Source organism: uncultured Methanobrevibacter sp. (assembly GCF_902764455.1).
Lineage (GTDB): Archaea > Methanobacteriota > Methanobacteria > Methanobacteriales > Methanobacteriaceae > Methanocatella.
On sequence record NZ_CACWVY010000009.1, the window covers coordinates 35,827 to 58,610 of the forward strand.

Here is a 22,784-nt window from a genome sequence, read left to right on the forward strand (position 1 = left end):
ACCCCGAACAAAAATTACTCACAATATCAACAAGTTAAAATTATATACAATATGAACTCATACCCAAAAAAAACAACAAAATACATGAAATTAATACAAATTAATGTTAAAAACAAGAAAAAACCGATTTTACTAAAAAAAACTTTTTTAGATTTTTATTTAAATTCCACAATCATCAACATCATCTTTTCGTATAATATTATTCAATCATTCAAAGTTTTTCAGAATATGTAAAAAATATTTATCTTTTAAATTATTTTTGAAAACAAATATATTAAATCACGACATAATATGAATTATTGTAAGGAGGTGAAATGATTTTTAATCAAAAAGTGATGATTTTAGCAATAGGTGTTGTTTTTCTTTTAGCCATTTCCACGTCATGTGCGGCTGACAATACAACTGAAATTATGGAAAATCCAAATGATTTAGAGTGTGTTGAATATACCAATTCCATTTTAAAAGATTCTAAAACATTTTCGGATTTATATACAAAGATAAATAATACCACAAGTTCTGAAATCTATCTAGATGACAATTATACATTCAACAATGATACAGATTCAGGTTTAAAAAATGGAATCTATATAAAGCGTGCAATGACCATTTACGGTAACGGTTCAACAATTGACGGCGGAGGCATTGCCCGTATCTTTCTTGTGTATGACAATATAGGTAGCGTTGTTTTTAAAGACATAGTTTTTGTCAATGGAAAGAATATATATGAAGGTGGGGCAATTAAAGGAAAAGCAACAGTAATAGATTGTATTTTTAGGAATAATCATGCAAATGACGGTGGAGCCATCTATGGTGAAACTACAGCAATAAAGTGTATATTCACAAACAATTCGGCTAATTGGGGAGCTGCAACTCACGGGTGTACCTGTATAAACAGCAGTTTCAATGAGAATCATGCATCAGTTGGTGGCGCTTCCGCTTACGGAAAGTATATCAACTGTAGCTTTAAAGACAATTGGGCTGAAGTTAATGGCGGTGCAGTATATGTATCAAGCAGTTCATTTGAGAACTGCAGTTTTAAAAATAATTCTGCATTTAACGGAGGTGCAATCTATGGAGCAAAAGCCATTGTTGTAAATTGTACCTTCACTTCCAACTGTGCTGAAGAATGGGGCGGTGCCATATATGGAAGTTCCACCAAAGACTGCATATTCATCAATAATAATGCAAATGAAGGTGGAGCAATTTATGCTGATGGTAAAACATCTATTAACTGCATTTTCAAAAACAATTCTGCCACAAATGGTGGGGCAGGCTATAAAATCAATGCATCATGCTGTCAGTTTTATGCAAACTGTGCCTCTGAAAATGGTGGAGCAATCTTCGGAGGTATTGTTTTCAGTTCTAATTTTACAAATAATCGTGCAAGAAAAGAGGGAGGAGCAGTTTATGATTCCTCTGTGGCAGATTGTTTGTTTGAATATAACTGTGCAGCCAATGGAGGTGCAATGTCTAAAATCATAGCAGTCAACTCAACATTCAACCATAATGTTGCAGATATTGGCGGGGCCGTCTCCAACGCCAAGGTTTCAACAGATTCCAAATTCACCAACAATACAGTCAATGATACCATCAATGTCACATTTTTTGACAGCCAAAGTTTAAGTTCATTTTCTGATTTATATGATTTAATCAGCACTAATGAATCAGTTATCTATCTGAATAAAAGTTACAATTACTATTTCATAACAGATGCCCGTTTTAAAGATGGAATTGCCATAGACCATAATTTAACTATTTACGGCAACGGATTTACTTTGGACGGCGAAAATTCTGTCCGTATTTTTAAGGTTCTATCAAGTAATGTTGTATTCAGAGACATTGTTTTTATAAATTCCAATGTATTTGGTGACGGCGGTGCAGTTTGGGGAAACACCACATCAATAAACTGCACATTCAAAAATAATCATGCAAGCTATGGTGGAGCTCTATATTCTGGCAGTGCTATAAACTGTACTTTCACCTCAAACTATGCATCTTCAAGTGGAGGTGCTATATCCAACGGTTATGCTAAAAACTGCATCTTCACTGATAATGTGGCAGATGCCTGCGGCGGAGCTATGAATGGAATTTCTGCTTTAAACTGTACTTTTAAAAACAATACGGCAATGTACGGTGGTGCCATTAATATAGGTTCTGCCATAAAGTGTATTTTTGAGACAAACTATGCCTCCAGCTGGGGAGGTGCCGGCTGTGAATTGTCAGCTGTCAACTGCATTTTCAAAAATAATTGTGCACCAGAGGGCGGTGCCATTGTTGATGGATTGGCAGACAGTTGTATTTTCAAAACTGATTGTGATACTCTTGTTGACACCGATGTTCTCAAACCTGACTTAAATGTTTCTGATTTCACTTCCGTTTATATTTCAGATGATAAAGTGACATTTAACCTTACAGCTAAAAGCGGATTTAAGATAACTGACAGCGATATTCAAATCAAGGTATATGAAAATGATGTTTTAATTCTATCAGAGCATATCTTGAGCGGTGATCACTGGATGTCTAGATTGGATGCAGGGTCATATTTTGCAGTCATTAATGCAACAGAATTTGATGTCACATCCAATATTACTTTAAAGATTAATAAACTCTCAACAAAAATCACCGCTTCAGGGCTGACAACAGTTTATAATGGAGGAAAATATCTTTATATGACCTTAAAAGATGAATTTTCAACTCCGATTAAGGGTGCAAAAATATCAGTTAAAATCAAAAGTACAAAAACAGTAACAACAGATAAAAACGGGAATGCCAAACTGACAACAAATGTTTTGGCTCCAAAAACATCATACACTGCAATAATCACATTTGCAGGAGATACAAATCATATCAAATCAACAAAATCTGTTAAAATCACTGTTAAAAAGGCAACTCCAAAACTGACTGCAAAGACAAAGTCATTTAAAAGAACCATTAAAACCAAAAAATATCAGGTAATTTTAAAAACCAACAAAAACAAAGCAATGAAAAAAACAAAAATCATATTAAAGGTTAATGGTAAAACATACCATGCAACAACCAATAGCTATGGTAAAGCAATCTTTAAAATTACCAAGTTGACAAAAAAAGGTAAATTTACTGCAGTTATAAAATATAATGGCAGCAAATATTACAAAGAAAAAAAAATAAAAGCAAAACTAACCGTCAAGTAGATGTATTAACATCTACTGATTTTTTCTTTTAATAGCATGAGGCATTATGTAACATGCCTACCAGTGATTATCTCAGTTTAAAATTGTACTTTTATTAAATTGATTTATTGATAAATTATTTTTATATAGAAATTAAAAACATGTTGAATCATTTATCAACATTTTTACTAAACTGTATCTTCAATCTATTGCCCAGGAATTAATGTTGCCCCAAAAATAACAATTTCATATTAATTGCATAACCCTAATAAAAATTTAGGAACTTTAAAAGCCAATTTTCCCAATGACTTTCGTTATCAGTTACTGTTTAAATTAATTTTCAAAGATAAATACTTGATTTAAGGTAAAGACTATTTTAATTAAGTTAGATTATAAAATCAACATAGTTTTTAAAATAATCCTATTTTTTGAATATCTTTTAATTAATATCTTTTTTAATTATATGAAAATTAAGTAATTTATAATAAATAGGGCAAAATTTTAATAATACAATATTGATATAATAATATAAAACTATTATAAAGGAGGTGAAAAATATGGCAATTCCTAAGGCTCCTGTAAAAAGAATCATCCAAGAAGCTGGCGCTGAAAGAGTAAGTGCTGATGCAGTAGATGCATTAGTTGAATACTTAGAAGATTACGCAGAAGATGTCTCTAAAAAAGCAGTTACCTATTCAAAATATGCAAAAAGAAAAACTGTAAAAGCAGAAGATATTGCTTTGGCTATTGATAGTTCAAAAACTTCTGAATCTCCTAATGAGAATAAACACAATATCTTAGACGTAATCAAAAATGTATTTGATGCTGCAAAAGAAGGACAAGGTATTGAAGAAATCATCAAATCATTTAAGAAATTGGAAAAATGAGAATAAATGAAGATTAATACAAAGATTGATATAAATCCTATTATTTGCAAGTTATTCTTGCAAATTTTTTTTACTTTTTTTAATAACAGATAAGAATTAACATTTATGCAGAAAAAAACATATTGTCTGATGAATTGAAATATTAGATGAATATGCTATTTTCAACCATAACCTCAAAAACCCAAGATATTTTCAAAAGAATTCGGGATCACAATGAATTTAAAAAAAAAAGAATAGAAAAAATAGAATATGACTCTATTTTTTCACAGTTATTTTAACTTTTTTAGTGGTTGGCTTGTAAAAAGTGTTTCCTTTGAATTTGATTACTGCTGTATGTTTGCCATTTATTGTTAACTTTTTAAGGTTGAAAGTCGCTTTACCTTTGCTGTTTGTTTTAGCCTTGTAAAGTTTACCTTTAACCTTTAAAGTAACATAAACTTTCTTAATCGCCTTATTCTTGCTGTTCTTTAAGATTACTGCATATTTTTTTACTTTTTTCGCTTGTTTGAAAATTTTGTTTTTAGCGAGAACTTTTGTTTTTTCCTTATTTATTGTTATCTTTACAGTTTTTGATACAGTATTATAATTTGAATCAGCAAATTGAATGACAAGATTTTTCTTGCCTGATTTTAATGTTTTCAGGAGTTTTGCAGACAAACTAACGGTTGCAACACCTTTGGCATTGGTAGCAACTGAACCCAGATTTTTGCCATTTAATTTGAATGAAACCTTTTTACCCACAATAACATTTCCATTTGCATCTTTAAGAACAATACTGTATTTTCCACCATAGTTAATGACATAAGCCTTATTTTTAGCAGAAATCATTGCATCTTGTTTTGATACAGTGAATGTGACTGGTGAAATTAAAACACGTTCATTTCCTAAATATTTCACATAAACATTATAATTTCCGACATCCAAATTAGGAATTTCTACAGTTGCAGTGCCGTTAGTCACATTAGCAGAATATGTTTCTCCGTTGAGTATAACAGACAGTATTCCATCATTTAATGGTACATACTTTTCATCAACAACATTTGAAGAAATCTTTACAATTTCTCCATAGGTAATATTGGAAACATTGAGAATTAATTGTGCAGGATCAACATTAATTAATGTGAGAGTTGGATTATCTTTTACTGACACAATATCTGTTCCATTAATTGTAACATTAATTAAATTACCTTTAAATGTAATGTTATATGGAGTTTGCATATAGTTTACTCCTCCACCATGTTCAGCAGTGTTGTTAATGAAATCGCAGATGAACACGGAATTGCTTGACACATCACTAAAGGTTATCGCACCACCATTACCATTCCATATATTACCCGGATTTCCACCTAAAGCAGAGTTATTAATGAAACAGCCAGTGAAATTATTGTTATTTGTAGTGTTGTGGAAAACGATTGCTCCACCAGAAGAATTAGCTACATTAGACCTGAAATCACAATCAAATCTGTTATTGTTTGCTTTATTGTAAAAGAAAATTCCTGCACCATAAACTGCAAAGTTATTTCTGAAAATACTTTCAAACTGATTGTTTTCAGCAACATTACGGAAAAATATCGCTCCACCACTGGCAGCTTTTGCCCTATTATTATTAAACTCAGCAGAAATTACATTATCACAAGATTTAGTTTGGAAACATATAGCTCCACCAATTCTTTCAGCCACATTACCTTCAAAATATCCTCCAATTATGTTATTATCAGTTTCACCATTAAAGAATATTGCTCCACCTTGATATGCACTATTATTAATGAAAGTGGAATTGATTCTGCAATTAGAAACGGAATTATTAATATAAATCGCACCACCTTGTTGGGCAGCGAAATTATTATTGAATTTACCATTAAAGACCACATTATCTAAACTTTTCATGAAATCGATTCCACCACCATATTTAGCATAATTGCTAATGAAATCACCATCAAATGTAATATTATGTGGAGTTTGCCTGTAATTTACTGCACCACCATGTTCAGAAGCAGCATTATCAATGAAATCACAAGTAAATAAACAATTGCTTGACACATCCCTAAAGGTTATAGCACCACCATTACCATTTAAATCACCTGATCTTTCTCCTAAAGCAACATTATTAACAAAAGAACCAGTGAAATTATTGTTATCAGTAGTATTAACAAAAACAATAGCACCACCAGTAGAATTAGCTATATTGAAGCTAAAATTACTATTGAATCTGTTATTATTTGTTTTATTGTAGAAAAAGATTGCTCCACCATAAACCGCATAGTTATCTCTGAAAATACCATTAAATTCATTACCTTCAGCAGTATTACGGAAAAATATCGCTCCACCACTGGCAGCATTTGCCCTATTATTATTAAACTCAGCAGAAATTACATTATCACAAGATTTGGCCTGGAAACATATAGCTCCACCAATTCTTTCAGCCACATTACCTTCAAAATACCCATCAATTATGTTGCTATCAGTTTCACCGTTGAAGAATATTGCTCCACCCTGATATGCACTATTATTAATGAAAGAGGAATTGATTCTACAATTAGAAACAGGACTTCCGACAAATATTGCTCCACCACGCTGGGAAGCATTGTTATTATAAAATTCAGAATTTATTACATTCAAATTACCGAAAGCAAAAATTGCTCCACCGGATTCTGCACGATTATTTTTAAATGAGACATTTTCAACAGTTCCATTTTTACAAGCTATTGCCCCACCATACATAGCGGAATTTTCATTGAATTCACCATTAAAGACTACATTTTCAAAGTTTTCAAAGAAATTAACCCCACCACCATATTTAGCAGCATTATTAATGAAATTACTGTTAAAGGTTATATTATATGGAGTTTTCCTGTAATTTACTCCTCCACCATATAGAAGGGCAGTATTATTAACAAAATCACAATTGAATATGCTATTGGATGAAGTATCTTTAAAGGTTATAGCTCCCCCATTACCATTTAAAACATCAATTTCTCCTAAAGCGGCGTTGTTAGCGAAATAACCTGTGAAATTGTTGTTATTTGAAGTATTGAAGAAAAACATTGCTCCACCACAGGACTCAGCTATATTAAATCTGAAATCACTGATGAATCTATTGTTGTTTGCTTTATTATAAAAAAAGATTCCTGCACCATAAGCACCCCTATTGTATCTAAAAGTACTTATAAATTGATTGTTTTCAGCAAGATTATAGAAAAATATTGCTCCACCACTTGCAGCTTTCGCATGATTGTGATAAAATTCAGCATCAAATAAGTTGTTTGAAGATTTTCCCTTAAGAAATACTGCTCCAGCCGCCCTTTCAGCCACATTACCTTCAAAATATCCAGTTATTGTGACATCTGTGGTTTGACCGTTAAAGTATATTGCACCACCATTTTTTGCACTATTGTTTACGAATGTAGAGTTGATGTTACAATTAGAAACAGATTTATTAAAATAAATCGCACCACCAGAACCGGAAGCACTATTATTAACAAAACTACAATTATCAACCATTGCTAAAGAAGCAAAATAAGCTGCAGGACCGTTAGTTCCCTTAGCATTTATTATATTGATATTTTTAAGAGTAACGTTTGATCCTGTAAAAACAAATATCCTCACTTGACCAGAACCGTCTATGGTATGGCCTTGCCCGTCAACAACATAATTATCTTTAGAAATAGTAAATCCATCAAAATCCTTATCAAATGATGGATTAAATTTATAATCTTTATTCAGTATTAATTCATATTCAGACTGAGAAATTAACTCATTTAAATCCGTGAAATTACCCACATCGGTACTTTCAGCCGTTAAACTTTCTTCTTTGATTACGTCACAAACTTGTACTTCAAAATCAGTTTGATTGTCAGCAACTGCACTTACACAAGGCAAACTGATTAAAACAACAAGAATTAATGTGACAATTATTAGTTTTGATTTAATAAATATCCCTCCTAAAATGATAATAATTTATTAATGTTTATACTTTTGTTCAAGAATATATAAAAAAATATTGATTACAATCCATCAACTACAAAATCTTTCAAGCATAATTAATTAGAAAGTGAAGCTAGATTTTACAGAAAAATTTTCAATTTAACATAGAGTATTAAAGTTAAACTTATTTAATTAAATATTGAAATTAATTACTATGAAATATATCAAACTTGGAAATTCAAAACTTAATGTCAGCAGGATATGTATGGGATGCATGGGTTTTGGCAATCCCACAACAGGAATGCATACCTGGACACTGCCTGAAAAAGAATCAATTGAAGTAATTAAAAAAGGATTGGAGAATGGAATAACCTTTTATGATACTGCAATCGGTTATCAGAACGGCACTTCTGAACAATACCTTGGAAAAGCAATCAACAAGTATGCTAATCGTGAGGACATTGTAATTGCAACAAAATTCCTGCCCAGAACAGAAGAGGATATTAAAAATAATGTTTCCGGCCAGCAGCATATTCACAATCTTGTTGAAAAAAGTCTTGACAATCTTCAAATGGACTACATTGATTTATACATATATCACATGTGGGATTACAATACCCCACTATATGACATTTTAGAAGGTTTAAATGAAGTAATTGAAGAGGGAAAAGTCAGATATATCGGCATTTCCAATTGTTTCGCTTGGCAACTTGCAAAAGCAAATGCAATGGCAGAATTAAATGATTTTAATAAATTCGTATCAATTCAGGGACATTATAATTTAATTTTCCGTGAAGAAGAACGTGAAATGGTTCCATTATGCAAAACAGACAATATTGCATTAACACCATACAGTGCACTTGCATCAGGAAGACTCTCAAGATTGCCTGGTGAGGATTCCAAAAGGATGAAAGAAGATTTTTACGCCAAATTAAAATATCATAACACAGAAACACAAGATTTGGAAATAATCAAAAGAGTAAATGAAATTTCAGCAAAATATGAAGTTTCAATGACCGAAGTTTCACTAGCATGGCTTTTAGAAAAAGTAACTTCACCAGTTGTTGGTGCAACTAAAATGCATCATGTTGAAGGTGCAGTAAATGCAGTGGATTTAAAATTATCCGCAGAGGACATGGATTATCTCGAAGAACCTTACACAGCCCATGATTTAGTTGGAGTAATGGCAGACAATAAGGTTTCAGCCAGCGATGATGATAAGGTATGGCAGAAATATACAAAATAATCGTTAATGACAGTTCAAAGGAATTATATCAGTAACAATCCTTAAAAACATCATAAATATCTTCTAAATACATATGAAAGAATTGATCCTGCAAAATTCTGCCACACAGAATATAATGCTCCAGGAACTGTTGCTTGAGACAGATTTGGAAAATGAGTCTTTGCAAGACCCGTAGACAAACCTGAATTTTGAAATGCCAGCTCAATAGCCACAGTAACAATCTGCTTTTTATCCATTCCTGCCAAATAACCCGCAGCAAATCCAAGAAACATCGCAACGAAATACTGCAGAATGATGACAATAATTATTATTTCTGATGAAGTTAAGATAGCCTGTTTATTGGCACCAATTACCCCTGCAACAATCAAAGAGATTACAATTGAAGATATTGCTGGCAAATAATCTTTCAATTTTTCACAGAAATCAGGAAACTTGTAATTTAATATTAATCCCAAAACAATAGGAATAATCACAATTTGAATGATTGAAATGAACATGTCAAGGGGATTGAACTGAATTTGATTACCAATTAAAAATAATGTGATTAATGGAGTCAATATTGGTGAAATTACAGTTGATACTGCTGTTAACGAAACTGATAAAGCCACATCTCCCTTAGCAAGAAATGTAATAACATCAGATGCAGTTCCTCCAGGAACAGTTCCAACCAGAATGAGCCCAACAGTTAAAGCATCATTTAAAGAAAATATTTTTGCAAGAGCCAGTGCCAAAAAAGGCATTGCAAGATATTGTGCTAAAAGTCCAACTGAAATTTCTTTAGGATTTTTAAATACTCTAACAAAGTCATCTGCCTTTAAAGTAGTACCCATTGTAAAAAGAACAATACTTAAAAGAAGATTCAATATATTTATGCCATTATAATTACTTAAAACCCATTGAAATGAGTTTGGATAAATTAAAGAAATGACAACAGCAAGTAAAATTATTATGAAAAAATATTTTTCTATGAATTTAAAAATCCTTTTCATGATTAAATATTTTATCCAAATGTATTAAAAAAATTATGGTTTAAGAGTCAGCCCAATAATAATCCAAAAAAATAATTATTGGACGAACTCTAATTGTTACTATTAAAAGTAACTTTACAAGTTTTTATTGAAAAATTCTGCAATCTTTTCAAAAGGGATTACATCAGTTTTATAGTACAAATCAGTGTGAACTGCATCCGGGATAATCATTAACTCCTTATTGTCCCCAGTCAATTTTGCAAATTCATCTTCTGAGAAATATCTGGAATGTGCATTTTCTCCATGAATCATTAAAATTGGTGTTCTGATTTCATCAGAATATGCTATAATCGGCTGAGATATGAATGACATGCATCCTATTACATTCCATCCATCATTTGAACCAGGAGATCTCGGATGATATCCTAAAGGTTCAATGTAAAAGTCATGATAATCCTTTACAAATTGTGGCAAGTCATCTGTCACCTCTTTAATGACCCCTCCGGCTTTTGCATATTCTCCATTTTTAAAGTCTTCGGTTCTTTGATTGTTTAAGGCAACTTTCATTTCATATCTTGCATCGGCATTATCATCCGCATCATAATATCCCTTTGCAGTAATACGAGTCATATTATACATTGTTGAGGTGACTGTTGCTTTGATACGGGTATCAAGAGATGCAGCATTTAGCGCCATTCCTCCCCATCCACAGATTCCACAAATTCCTACCCTGTCACTGTCAACATCATCTGATGTGACAAGATAGTCAACTGCAGCCTGAAAATCTTCAGTATTGATGTCCGGGGATGCCATGTCACGAGGTTCTCCTGAACTTTCACCTGTAAATGAAGGGTCAAAAGCTATTGTCAAAAATCCCATTTCCGCCAGGGTCTGTGCATAAAGACCTGAAACCTGTTCTTTTACAGCACCAAATGGTCCTGCACATGCAATAGCAGGTAATTTATCCTTAGAATCCTCTGGTTTGTATAAATCTGCAACCAAAGTTATTCCATACCTATTTTTGAATGTTACCTTTTCATGATTTACCTTTTCGCTTTTTGGAAAAACCTTATCCCATTCTTCTGTTATCTCAATATTATCCATTATAACCACTTTTATAATTTTTAATAAAATTTATAATCATTTTAAACTGAACTCTAATGTAACATCACCAGATCCCAGAACTTCCTTTAGTTTATTGGAGTCAACATTATCTATTTTACCCAGTTTTGTATAGCTCCATGAATGAGAACCGTAAAACAAGGATATTTTGTCTCCCTGATACAATACAATATCCCCAGGGTTGGTACCAATATTTTCATCACTTGTTGGAAGTGAAAAGCCCAAATCCCCTACTTTTTCAAAACCCCCATACTCAGATGCATTAACTGTGACATTTCCTTTTTTCAATTCTTTAATCAATTCCTGAGTTGCAGAATTGTTTTCCAATTTAACATCAAATACCTCATCATTGATTCTGACTTTAACTAAATCATCCATACTATCATCTCCGCTAACTGCAGTACAAGCAATTAAACTCAATACGACTATAAAACAAATTTTTTTAATGAAAGACATCATATCACCTAGATACTTGTTATTTTAAACTTAAAACTAATTTTACATCGCCAGTCCCCAAAATCTTCTTTAAATCTTCAATATTCTGTACTTTGCCCAGTTTTGTATAAGACCAGGAATTTGAATTATAGAATAGTGATATCTCATCACCATCATAAAGCACAATATCACCTGCTGACGTGGTAATATATTTGTCGCTTCTCGGAAGTGAAAATCCCAAATCCCCAACTTTTTCAAAGCCTCCATAATCTTCAGCATGAATTGTAACATCGCCCCCTTTTAGCTTGTTCATCAGTGCTTTTGCTGCAGAATTATCTTCCAATTTCACATTTAAAACATGATTATTGACTTTAAGTTTTATTATATTTGAACGAGCAACAGTTTTGATATATGTTTTTAAAACAGCCGATTTAACCTTAGATGTTGATTTAATATTAATAAAAACATTGTGTTTGCCTTTAGGCAATGATTTCATGTTGAAACTCACAATTCCTTCTTTATCGGTTTTCAAAGAGTACTTCTTATATTTTTTACCTGTAAAAACCTTTATCATTACTTTAATATTCTTCATCGGTTTTTTGGATTCCCCATTTTTAATAGTAATATTGTACCTTTTAGATTCATTATAATAAACTGTGATTTTTGGAGCTGAAATTTTTAGTTTAGCCATTGAAATTTTAATCGAACTATATTTCATCTTTGATGAAAACTTTTTAGAATCTTTGACATTAATTGTCACTTTATGACTGCCAATGTCTAAATTAGATGCATAATATTTTGCAATTCCATTAGAATCAGTTGTTACAGTAATTTTTTTATATTTTTTACCGGAATATACCTTTAAAATAAGTTTAACATTCATAACAGATTTTTTAGTTTTGCTGTCAATCGCTTTTACCTTGAAATATTTGCCTGATCCGTATGTTGTTGATAATTTTGAAACAGACAGTGAAATCGATTTAGGTTCCACTGAATTGCTTTTAGTCGATACTGTTTGGGTACTTCCATTTGAAACAGTATTTGACTCATTGAATATCTGCATACTGTCAGCTATTGATTGATTATTAACAACAACATCAGTTGCATTATTCCTGTTTTCAGACGCATTGGCTGCAGAAATACTCAGTATTGCTACAATGAAAATCAGCACAAAAACAATTTTTTTATCAAACATATTATCACAACTCATACGTCAAGAATATCAATATAAGTTTCTTTTATAAATGTAATCTCATCATCCGTGTAAAAATCTCCCTCATGAGTATCCAAAGCAAAAATAATCAATTCATATAATACTTTATTCAGTTTCATTCCTTTTGAAGTTAAAAAATATTCAGTTTCATGATTATTAATCTTTTTTTCAATTAGATTGTTTTTTTCCATTGATTTAAGGCATCTTGCAAGAGATTTATTGTCCAGATTTGGACGGTTTTCCTGAAATTGTGTAAAACGCTTTTTTCCCAAAAACAAATCCTTCAAAATGTAAAATGTCCATTTATTGCTTATGGATTTAATTGCACCACCTACAATATTTCTTTCAAATTGATTTGCATACAATTTCTCTTCAAGTGCCATGAAAAATTATTTGTTCATTAATATTTTAATAGTTATAGTGGCAAAAATGCCACAAATCATAGGTAAAAAAAAAGTAAAGAAAAGAAATTATTTCATTTCTTTTTCCCAAATTCTAATTGTATTAACATTAGCCTTATCTGCCAGTTCTTCCATTGTCTTAATTTCATCATCACTTAATTCAATGTTTACTGCATCAGCCGCATCTTCAACATGATGAACCTTTGTTGCTCCAACAATTGGAAGTGTTCCTTTAGCTATTGCCCATGCAATCGGCAATTGTGCAACTTTTGCATTGTGATTTTCTGCAATATCTGCAATAGCTTTATTCAACTCCTCAATTTCTGCCAAACTTCCACCATATGCATTTGCCCTGTCTGATCCTTCAGGGAAAGGATGTTCAGTGTCATATTTGCCGGATAATGCACCCTGTTCTAAAACCATGTATGAGAAAAAGATTATGTCATTCTCTTTACAGTACTCAAGGATTCCTGAATCTTCAGATGAACGGTTTAACAGGCTGTAATGGTTTTGAACGGCTCCAAGCTTTAATCCTGCTTCTTTTAAAATCTCATTTGCCTCTTTGATTTCTGCGAGATTATGGTTTGAAACACCAATCATTTTAATGTCATGCTCTTTTGCGGTTTCAACCAGTTTTTTAGTCCATTCAGGCGCTCCGACAGGATTGTGAATCCAGAAAATATCAATGTCTTCAACGCCCAATATTTTTGCGCTGTTTTCATACATTGATGTTACCTCATTTGCCTCAAACATCTCGGCAAGCTGTGGTGTGAATTTGGTTGAAATTACAAAATCTTCACGATTGGAAGTTTTTAAGAATTCTCCTAAAACCTCTTCAGATTTTCCCATTCCATAGACATATGCAGTATCCCAAAGGTTTAATCCCAATTCCATTGATTTATCATAGATTGGTTTTAAGTCTTCAATTTTATGTTCATTTCCAAAAGTTCCATCATTACCCCAAGCCCAAGCGCCAAGGGCAATTTTTGGAAGATTATCTTTTAATGTCATATTTAATTATCTCAATAGATAACTATAAAAAGTTAAAGTGACGGCTATGACACCTAAACATTAAAATAAGACAAAATAGAAATTTTTAAACCATATGACATATTTTGATTTTGAACTTACACACTGTCCAGTTGAATTGTCACTTGATATAATCAATAGAAAATGGGTTTTGCAAATTATTTGCGATATGTTCTTTGGAAAAACCCGATTTAGTGAATTTCAAAAGGAAAGGCCTGAAATGTCAAACAAGGCATTGTCCAGAAGCTTGAAATTCATGGAAGAACAGGGATTGATTAAAAAAGATGCTGACGAATACTTTCTAACCCCTAAAGGTAAATCATTGAATAAAGTTATTTATGATTTGGTTGAATTTACTTTAGACAACAATAAAGAATTTTACGATGAAAAAACAATGATGAAAGCAAAGGAAGGATTTAGAAAACAGTTACTGGACCAATCTTGTTGATTATCCAAGATTATTAACATCATTTAATTCAAAAATCGCATCATATAAAACTCAATTATGTATTGAAACATATTTTAAATACATGATAACTCTCAGATTAGTCCTATTCGACTTAATTTGAATTATTCCATAAATTACAAACATTTATCACAACCAACAATGTTTTAACCAAAATCTTAACCGTCCACAATGTCACTTTTATTTTTTATGAAGAATATTGTTATTATTAACAATATTACAGTAATTATTATCATCATGAATGAAGTTAAGCTAAATGAATTGACGGAAAGCTGATTGTGAGTAATATTTCCATTTGCCAATATCTGCATTATCACAACCGTAACTGATGAACCTATTGCACCTATAACCTGCCTTGCAGTGTTGTTAATCGCTGTTGCATCTTCAACATCCCCTGCTACAACACTCATTGCCCAAGTAATAGCCGGAGATAGACCAAGTCCGCAGCCGATTCCCCTGATTAGCTGAGTAATTAACAGGTATTCGAACGAGGAATTCATATTATAACTCATCATGGCAGCGAAACAGATTATATTTAAAATTGATGAAGCTATTAAAACAGGTTTTATTCCAATTTTATCAGCCAATACAGGACCTATGAAATTAAACACTATCATAATAATTGCTGCAGGGAACAATATGAGTCCAGATTCTGTTGAAGAATAATATGCTACATTTTGAACAAACAAAGGCACAATTACATTAATTCCACACATTATAAAGTAGAGCAATGATGCAAAAACAGTCCCATATACAAAATACTTATTTTTCAACACAGTCAAGTTGACCAAAGGCTTTTCAATCTTATTTTGACGACTGATAAATACTATTAAAGATATTGCTCCAACAATAATTGGTAAAATTACATGAGTTAAGCTGAATCCGAACTCTGCAATATTTGAAAATCCAATCATTAACCCTACACAAAACAGTATTGACAATATCAATGAAGGAAAATCCAAAGGATACTTCTCTGTTTCAAGCTCGAAGTTTGCAAAGAGCATTGCCAAAATTAAGATTACCACAGCAATTATTGCCAAAAATTCAAAAATAACTCTCCAGTTATATAAATCAACTATAATCCCACCTATTGTCGGCCCCATTGCAGGTACAATTCCAACAAGGAATCCCATCAAGCCCATGAAAAATCCCCATTTTTCCTCGGGCATTATCCTGAAAATTAATATCTGGCCTATCGGCATTAAAATACCAGTTCCCATTGCTTCCAAAATTCTACCAACAATCAACATTTCAATGCTTGTTGATAAAAAACAAAGCACCGAACCCATTATGAATAATATAAGAGATGTTGTCATGATTGTTTTAATTTTAAATCTTTTTGTAATGTATGCTGTTGGGGGAATCATTACTCCAAGCACCAATAGAAAAACGGAGTATGTCCATTGTGCGGTTGCAGAAGATATTGCAAAATCATTCATATAATAAGGCAAACTTGTTGTTACAATACTCTGTGAGATTAAAGTAATTGAAGAAGCCAGTATAATTATAATTAAAGTTATTAAACCATTTCTATTTTCAAAATCCATAATAGGTTCCATAAAAATTCAGTTGTCTGAGAAAGAATTATCTAACAGATAACATATTATTATTTTTTAATAATTTTTAAATATTTTGAAAAAATTACTTAAGAAGTATTAAATCACCCAGATACCTAATTTTTATCCATGTTTCAATATTCTCTGAATATAAAAAAATTAAAATATTTTAGTTTGTGAGTCAATATAACCCTCGATTCATTAATCTCTTTTACATCATCACACTCTTTTACCTCACCAATCAGCAGGGGAGAATCCAGATTATAGAACTTTTATTTCTTGACCCGCTTCATTTAACTTTTTGTAAAACAGTATAAAAATTATCTACTACAAATTAGAAATATTGTTTAATATAGTACGAACAATTAATGCTTAAAAGTACCATTATTACCATTACTTTTTAGTGAAATTCGTTTTATTGTTAACTATAGGTGCCCCAATCAAAAATTGGATATACAAATCAAAAATTTTAAAGAAAATCTGAAAAATTATTTTTGCAAAAGTCTACTAAAAAATAAAGAAATAAATAGGTTATAGAAAACATGTTTTGGATGATTTTAAATTTGAAAACAGCCCGGTTCTTCGAGATGCTGAAGTGGAATATAGTCCAAACAGAAGTCCAAAATATGACGACATGTATTCCAAAAATATCAGTTACCTCATTATCTATAATTTTTCAATCAGTACAATTTGATTTATCATCAATATAAATACTACAATTTCCATATATAATAATAACATTCGATATAATAATTTTCAATTGTTCAAACAGGATGTTTCATCCAAAAATGGAGTTACTTTTAGTGCTCATATTAAGAATTAAGTGGAATTAGGGTAATTTAAATGAAAATGTATAAAGATTATAGGAGATTAGAAAATATTGATGAACTTCGTATTTATGATATTAATGAAAAAGAATTATATACTCCAACACCCCTTGAATTTCATGTCGATGAAGTTCCATATCCACAGCTCATAAGCAATATCCCCATGGATGTAAACATTTTAATACCTCATAACGATGGAAATGATTTTATAATCAAATCAGCGGGAAACTTTATACTTAATCAAGGAAATCTCCAATTGGATGATGTGCGAGGAAGATTATTAAGCAAGGTTTCACCGGTTTTATATGAAATCTTTCACGAGTCTCTCCATGAAGTCTATAAATCTCAAGAAACAAAGGTGATACATGTCTTCTATTACGGTACGGAAAAGTTATCCAAAATCACCATTGTCAAGATTCTTTATGAAATGAACAGGATATTTGTTTTTGCAGACCACATCAACACCGACAAGGGCACTTCCGACGAATTTGAAAAAATTCAGTATGCTGAGGATAAAGTCAACATGATGGAATACTTCACACAAACTGGAAGTTACCGCAGAATTGATGGAAAATATACATGGACACAAGGAATATATAACATCATAAATCGCCCTAGGGAAGACTATGACGATTATCACAACATTGTTTTTGATCTTGCCATTCCAGAAGACAAGGAACTGATTGAAAGAATCTTAAAAATTATGGATACTGACACCACCCATCATGAAGACCTAATCAGAATCAAAACCGATGATGGAACCTTGAAGTATCTTGAAATTAACCTATATTCTAACTTCGATGAAAACGGAAACCTAATCAGCCGTTACGGTTTATTTAACGATGTAACCCAATACTCTAAAAAATCCATGACAAAACCTGTTGATTTCCTATTGCAGGGCTTTAAAAACAGCAAGAAACTGGCATTATTAATCGAACCGCTAAATCCCAAACATTTTGAATTTTCAGAAGGATTTTATTATTTTATAAATAAAAATCCAAAAGATTATGTTCATTCCCGTGATGTTATCAACAATATCGTTGAAGATGAAACAAAAAAACAGATTATCAGATTAATTGAAGGAGAATTGGACAGAATTGATGAAACATTCACATATAATGTCAATGGGGATGAAAATAATCAAAAAATCTGTGAACTGTACATTGAACGCTTTGAATTTAGCAAAAAGAATCATAGCCTCGGATTTTTATCAGACATTACCGATGAAATGAATAAGCAGAGAGAATTGCGTGAATCTAATGAACATAAAATCATGTTAATAAAAGAGGTTCATCATAGAGTTAAAAACAATCTGCAAATTCTCAACAGTTTCCTAAATTTAGAAAAAAGAGTATATAGAAACGAACCTGATGTAATCATCGACCATATGCAGACACGCCTAACCTCACTTGCAATATTACATGAAAAGACCTATAATACCCAGGACTTAAAAAATATTAATCTAAACGAGTTCATAGAAGACCAAGACAGTCAAATTAGAAATATAGTTAGCATGGACGATAGCGTTGAATTTGAATCAATAGTTGATGAAGACCTCAATTTAACAATTGAAGTTATCACCCCATTATTATTAATCATTGATGAGTTAAATATGAACGCCCTAAAACATGCATTCCCAGATGAAACAATTAAAAATAAGAAAATTACCAAAATCATAACCAAAATCGATGAAGATACCGCCCAAATGACATTCAAAGATAATGGTGTGGGCATTGAAGATCCTAAGAGCATTTCTAAAAATCTGGGTTGCACAATCATTAAAAGCCTCACCAAACAATTGGACGGTGAAATTGAATTAGTGGAATATAAAAATGGAACTGAATATAAATTAACTTTCCCAATAAAAATGGTGCATACAATACATGGTTAATTGATTGTAGATTATTTAAATATTATTTTTTAAGAAAAAAGTCATTTAAAAATTATCGTAACATTATCTTCTTATCTTTACAGTGAAAGATGCCCAATTGATAATAGATTATGTTCCAAATGATAATTTAACACATGAACATTATAGATTTTTTAAAAAATTTTAACCATAACGAAATATTTTAAAATAATCTAGTTTGTATGTCAATGAAACTTGGCTCTGAAATTTCATTTACAACATCACCATTATTAACCTCACCGATGAGTAATAGTGAATCAAATTATGCAACTTCAGGTTCTTTTTGACCAGGTCCATGTAGTGTTGGCATAATACACTTCAAATTATCTACTACTTTTAGTGAAATTTGTTTTTATACAATACACATAATTATTGTTAAAAAATTAAAATTAATGTTTGTTTATCTGTGAACAGTTATTACAAAGTTCCTTGTTCAATAATTTCTAACCCCAGTCCTTCCTGAATTTTTTTTAATGTTTCTTTAGCGGATTTTTTAGCAAATATTTGGCTGGAACCTTCTAAACTGGATTCACCTAGGAATCCAAAGTCTCTAACCCATGATTCTATTACAATTATATCATTTTTAAATGTGTATTTAATTAACTGTGGAGATGTGACTATTCCGGATCCATGTTGATAAAATTCCTCTCCTTGGGATTCTCTTTTTTTGTATTTGTTATCTTTCAAAATTCTCAATATTGTTTGCTCTTCCTCTTCTCTGTTTGTACTTTTAAATTTAAGATAAGTTCTTGACATGATTGTAATTTTTATTGTTAGAAATATTTAAAGTTATAACTATTTGTTTAGTTTATCTATTGATTATGCAATATTTTTACCAATATCTGAAAAGCTAATAATTAACTATTGTTTTATCCCTACTTAATAGGAATAATGCAAACATATTGATTACTAAACCTAAAATCATCAAAAATGACTGTATTTCCCCATAAAATATCGCACCAAAAACCATTACCAAAACCTGTCCGCATGAAGACAATAAAAAGTAAATAAAAAAATCAATATGTTTTCAGTTAAATGAAAAGTAATGACGAATAGATTTCATGATAACGAAAGATAAAATATAAAATTTTTGATAAATCTAAAAATTGATTAAAATAGAAATGAGACAACTAATCAAATTAATCTTTGCTGTGAATCAATTAGCTTGGTTCATTGACTTCATTTACAACATCACTTATCAGGAATGGTGAATCAGGATATTCAATTTTTGATTCTTTTTGGCCAGTTTCCTGTTGCTGTTGGAATGACACACTTTAAATTATCCACTACTTTTAGTGAAATTTGTTTCGTTTACGAACAAATATTACTTGTCAAATACTCTCACACTAACAACATATCCATGAAATACTAAAGTAAACATTAGGATAATGTACTATTGGGAAATTAATTATATTTATAAAAGTCTCTAATGAAAAACTCCAAAAGTCTCCAATAAAAAAATAATAAGTTGATTGAAATGGAAAGAAAATACTTAATTCATTACTCTCAAGTATGATTTCCAAGAATTTAAATCAATTCATTATCCCTTAAAAAATCGATTAAATTCATATGAATTCCATCATGAGGCATGTTCACATCATCAGAGTTATTACGTATTTTGGATAAGACATTTGCGTAAAGCAATCAAAGCTGTCCAATACATATTGCATGATTGAAATTCAATTATTCATCTTTTTGATAGTCAATAATCGCAAATATCCTCTTGATGCTTGAAAATGCAGTTTCAATAGAGGCCATTGAGTTGCTTAGTTTCTTAATAGGCTTTGTCATTAATTGTCCATACATAATAACTGCCAATAAGGTTCCCAGCTGTATTTCATTAACTGACAAAAAGTAAACACCTGCCATATAAACAGTTATATTACTTGCATTTGTTAAAAAGGTTGTAATAGGCTCCATAAAATTAGTAACATTTCGGGATTTGGCATAATAGTCAATTACAGTTTGGTTGATTTTTTTAAATCCTTTTTCATGGAATGAATCACGATTTGACAGGCCTCTTTCAAAATAGCTCATCAATCGCCCCAAATGCTTTTGATGACCATCGTAATAGGATTTAGATTTATAATCACATAAATAAAAGCAAATCACATAAACAGGCAGTATCATCAGATATATTAAGCTCAATCTAAAGTCTGTCATCACCATCAATACCATTACAAGGACTATCGATAGGATTTGCGCAAAAATTTCAGAAATACGGGAAGAGACGAACTCTCTGATGTTCATCACATCATTGTTTAATCTAGATAGTATCTGACCCTTTGAATTTTCCTGAATGAATCCTGAACCAACAGCATCAAGTTTATCAAATAATTTCATTCTTAAATTATATGCGACCTTTTCACCGATAACTCCCATGATTCTCTTTGGAGGTACTTTAAACAGATACCCTACAGAATATAATGCCAACAACAAGGCAAGATTAGTGTAGATGGCAAAATCGTTAGATGAATTCACGTTAGAACTCAATAAATCAACCGTCTTTCCTGCAACTTTAGGAGCATAAACCATGCACAATGTAGATGCCGTGAGTAAAATCATTGATATTATTGTTTTGGCCTTATCGTCTTTCAATATTCTGCGGAATTTTTGGAAGATGTCTTTTCTTTCAGCCCATATGCCCTTATCCTCACAAGCAATATCATCCTCAACAATTTCTATTTCTTTTGGATTATCCGTTGTGTTTTCAGATTTTATGATTTTATCTTCAATATTAAGGACTTCTTCTAAACGCACGGAAGTGGCATATGCACGTGGCCACCTATCAATTAAAGCTGGAACAAATGTCAAGGTAGAAATGAAGTATGCAACATATATCAGAATAATAAATGAATCAATTACACTGTCAGTTTCAAAGCCAATAGTGTACCCGGAATTGATCATTGCAAATGTAATCAGAACAACAGCATATAAACCCCATAATAATACTGGGCCCAGGTAATATTGACTTAAGATATACTTAACGTTTTTATCATATGAATTCTCACATGCCTTTTCAAATTCAACTTCATACTCCTGTTTATTAAATGGAATCTTGAGGGCAATATCGGTGATTTTGGAGAGAAACATCAGGTTTAACTTCCCATATGTCTTTTTAGCTCTGAAAAATATTTTTACAATTTGTTTCATTCTAAAAATTACAAGAAGGGCAATAACACCAACAAATGACAAGAAGAATATCGCATAAGTCCCATCAATCAATGCTATTTCATATATAATTGCTGTGAGTGTAACTGGAATCAGCATTAATTGTGTGAGTATTATCACTATAAATCCCTGTTCTGAGGACATTCCTCTGGTTGACCGTGTGGTTAGCCCTGAAATTTTAAAGTTGGCAATTTCCTCATCAGGCAAGTTCATTAGAATATGAAATATTTTCTCACGTATTGTATATGCTGCTTTTGAAGCCACTCTTGTTGAGAGAAAAGAGACAGCATAAATGGAAATCATCACAAAGGCAGTATACACTAACATGTATAATCCTGATTTGAAAAGCAAGCCTATTTTCTGTTCTTTAACTCCAGTTAAAGCAGTGCTGAACAAATCAATTATCTCCATTTGAAAAAATGTCTGAATAATGAGTAATGCAAAAATGATTATTATTGTTTTCCATTGGAATTTTAATGCA

Annotated in this window: 16 protein-coding genes; 6 read left to right on the forward strand and 10 right to left on the reverse strand. The window is 31.4% G+C overall.

The genetic code is table 11. The annotated features are described in order from the left end of the window. Positions 1 to 314 precede the first annotated feature (314 nt). Positions 315 to 3,170, forward strand: coding sequence for a hypothetical protein (locus tag QZU75_RS03345; RefSeq protein WP_296881537.1), 2,856 nt, complete (start codon positions 315 to 317; stop codon positions 3,168 to 3,170). A 536-nt stretch (positions 3,171 to 3,706) separates the two neighbouring features. Beyond that, entirely contained in the window at positions 3,707 to 4,036 is a 330-nt protein-coding gene (locus QZU75_RS12800; protein ID WP_394350228.1) for a histone family protein, read from the forward strand. A 255-nt stretch (positions 4,037 to 4,291) separates the two neighbouring features. On the opposite strand, the gene QZU75_RS03355 is transcribed toward QZU75_RS12800, so the two are convergent. Next, positions 4,292 to 7,915: a hypothetical protein gene (locus tag QZU75_RS03355; RefSeq protein ID WP_296881538.1), complete on the reverse strand. Its 3,624-nt coding sequence runs from the start codon at positions 7,913 to 7,915 to the stop codon at positions 4,292 to 4,294. 259 nt (positions 7,916 to 8,174) lie between these two features. On the opposite strand from QZU75_RS03355, the gene QZU75_RS03360 reads away from it, so the two are divergent. Continuing rightward, a complete protein-coding gene (locus QZU75_RS03360) occupies positions 8,175 to 9,206 on the forward strand; it encodes an aldo/keto reductase (RefSeq protein WP_296881539.1) in 1,032 nt (343 codons plus the stop codon). Positions 9,207 to 9,256: 50 nt separating this feature from the next. Here QZU75_RS03360 and QZU75_RS03365 read toward each other — a convergent pair whose 3' ends face one another. From QZU75_RS03365 to QZU75_RS03390, 6 genes are all read right to left on the reverse strand, one after another. Then, positions 9,257 to 10,195: a bile acid:sodium symporter family protein gene (locus tag QZU75_RS03365; RefSeq protein WP_296881540.1), complete on the reverse strand. Its 939-nt coding sequence runs from the start codon at positions 10,193 to 10,195 to the stop codon at positions 9,257 to 9,259. A gap of 114 nt (positions 10,196 to 10,309) precedes the next feature. Next, on the reverse strand, positions 10,310 to 11,278 hold the full coding sequence (locus QZU75_RS03370; RefSeq protein ID WP_296881541.1) for an alpha/beta hydrolase: 969 nt from the start codon (positions 11,276 to 11,278) through the stop codon (positions 10,310 to 10,312). Positions 11,279 to 11,314: 36 nt separating this feature from the next. Beyond that, positions 11,315 to 11,752, reverse strand: coding sequence for a cyclophilin-like fold protein (locus QZU75_RS03375; protein WP_296881542.1), 438 nt, complete (start codon positions 11,750 to 11,752; stop codon positions 11,315 to 11,317). Positions 11,753 to 11,771: 19 nt separating this feature from the next. Beyond that, positions 11,772 to 12,926, reverse strand: coding sequence for a cyclophilin-like fold protein (locus QZU75_RS03380; RefSeq protein ID WP_296881543.1), 1,155 nt, complete (start codon positions 12,924 to 12,926; stop codon positions 11,772 to 11,774). 11 nt (positions 12,927 to 12,937) lie between these two features. Then, complete coding sequence (locus QZU75_RS03385; protein WP_296881544.1) at positions 12,938 to 13,327, reverse strand: helix-turn-helix domain-containing protein; 390 nt, start codon at positions 13,325 to 13,327, stop codon at positions 12,938 to 12,940. 87 nt (positions 13,328 to 13,414) lie between these two features. Further along, complete coding sequence (locus QZU75_RS03390) at positions 13,415 to 14,356, reverse strand: aldo/keto reductase (protein WP_296881545.1); 942 nt, start codon at positions 14,354 to 14,356, stop codon at positions 13,415 to 13,417. A 94-nt stretch (positions 14,357 to 14,450) separates the two neighbouring features. Here QZU75_RS03390 and QZU75_RS03395 point away from each other — a divergent pair, with 94 nt between their 5' ends. Continuing rightward, positions 14,451 to 14,822: a helix-turn-helix domain-containing protein gene (locus QZU75_RS03395; RefSeq protein WP_296881546.1), complete on the forward strand. Its 372-nt coding sequence runs from the start codon at positions 14,451 to 14,453 to the stop codon at positions 14,820 to 14,822. Between the two features lie 176 nt (positions 14,823 to 14,998). Here QZU75_RS03395 and QZU75_RS03400 read toward each other — a convergent pair whose 3' ends face one another. Continuing rightward, positions 14,999 to 16,387 (reverse strand): DHA2 family efflux MFS transporter permease subunit, encoded by a 1,389-nt coding sequence (locus tag QZU75_RS03400; protein ID WP_296881547.1) that lies wholly within the window; start codon positions 16,385 to 16,387, stop codon positions 14,999 to 15,001. Between the two features lie 556 nt (positions 16,388 to 16,943). Here QZU75_RS03400 and QZU75_RS03405 point away from each other — a divergent pair. Both QZU75_RS03405 and QZU75_RS03410 read left to right on the forward strand, forming a co-directional pair. After that, the gene (locus QZU75_RS03405; protein ID WP_296881548.1) at positions 16,944 to 17,090 is read left to right on the forward strand and encodes a hypothetical protein; all 147 of its coding nucleotides are present in this window, start codon (positions 16,944 to 16,946) and stop codon (positions 17,088 to 17,090) included. A gap of 149 nt (positions 17,091 to 17,239) precedes the next feature. Then, the gene (locus tag QZU75_RS03410) at positions 17,240 to 19,114 is read left to right on the forward strand and encodes a sensor histidine kinase (RefSeq protein ID WP_296881549.1); all 1,875 of its coding nucleotides are present in this window, start codon (positions 17,240 to 17,242) and stop codon (positions 19,112 to 19,114) included. Positions 19,115 to 19,549: 435 nt separating this feature from the next. Here the strand turns inward: QZU75_RS03410 and QZU75_RS03415 are convergent, their stop codons facing one another. Next, entirely contained in the window at positions 19,550 to 19,888 is a 339-nt protein-coding gene (locus tag QZU75_RS03415; protein WP_296881550.1) for a hypothetical protein, read from the reverse strand. Between the two features lie 927 nt (positions 19,889 to 20,815). Next, a partial coding sequence (locus QZU75_RS03420; RefSeq protein ID WP_296881551.1) for an ABC transporter transmembrane domain-containing protein occupies positions 20,816 to 22,784 on the reverse strand: 1,969 nt, incomplete at its 5' end.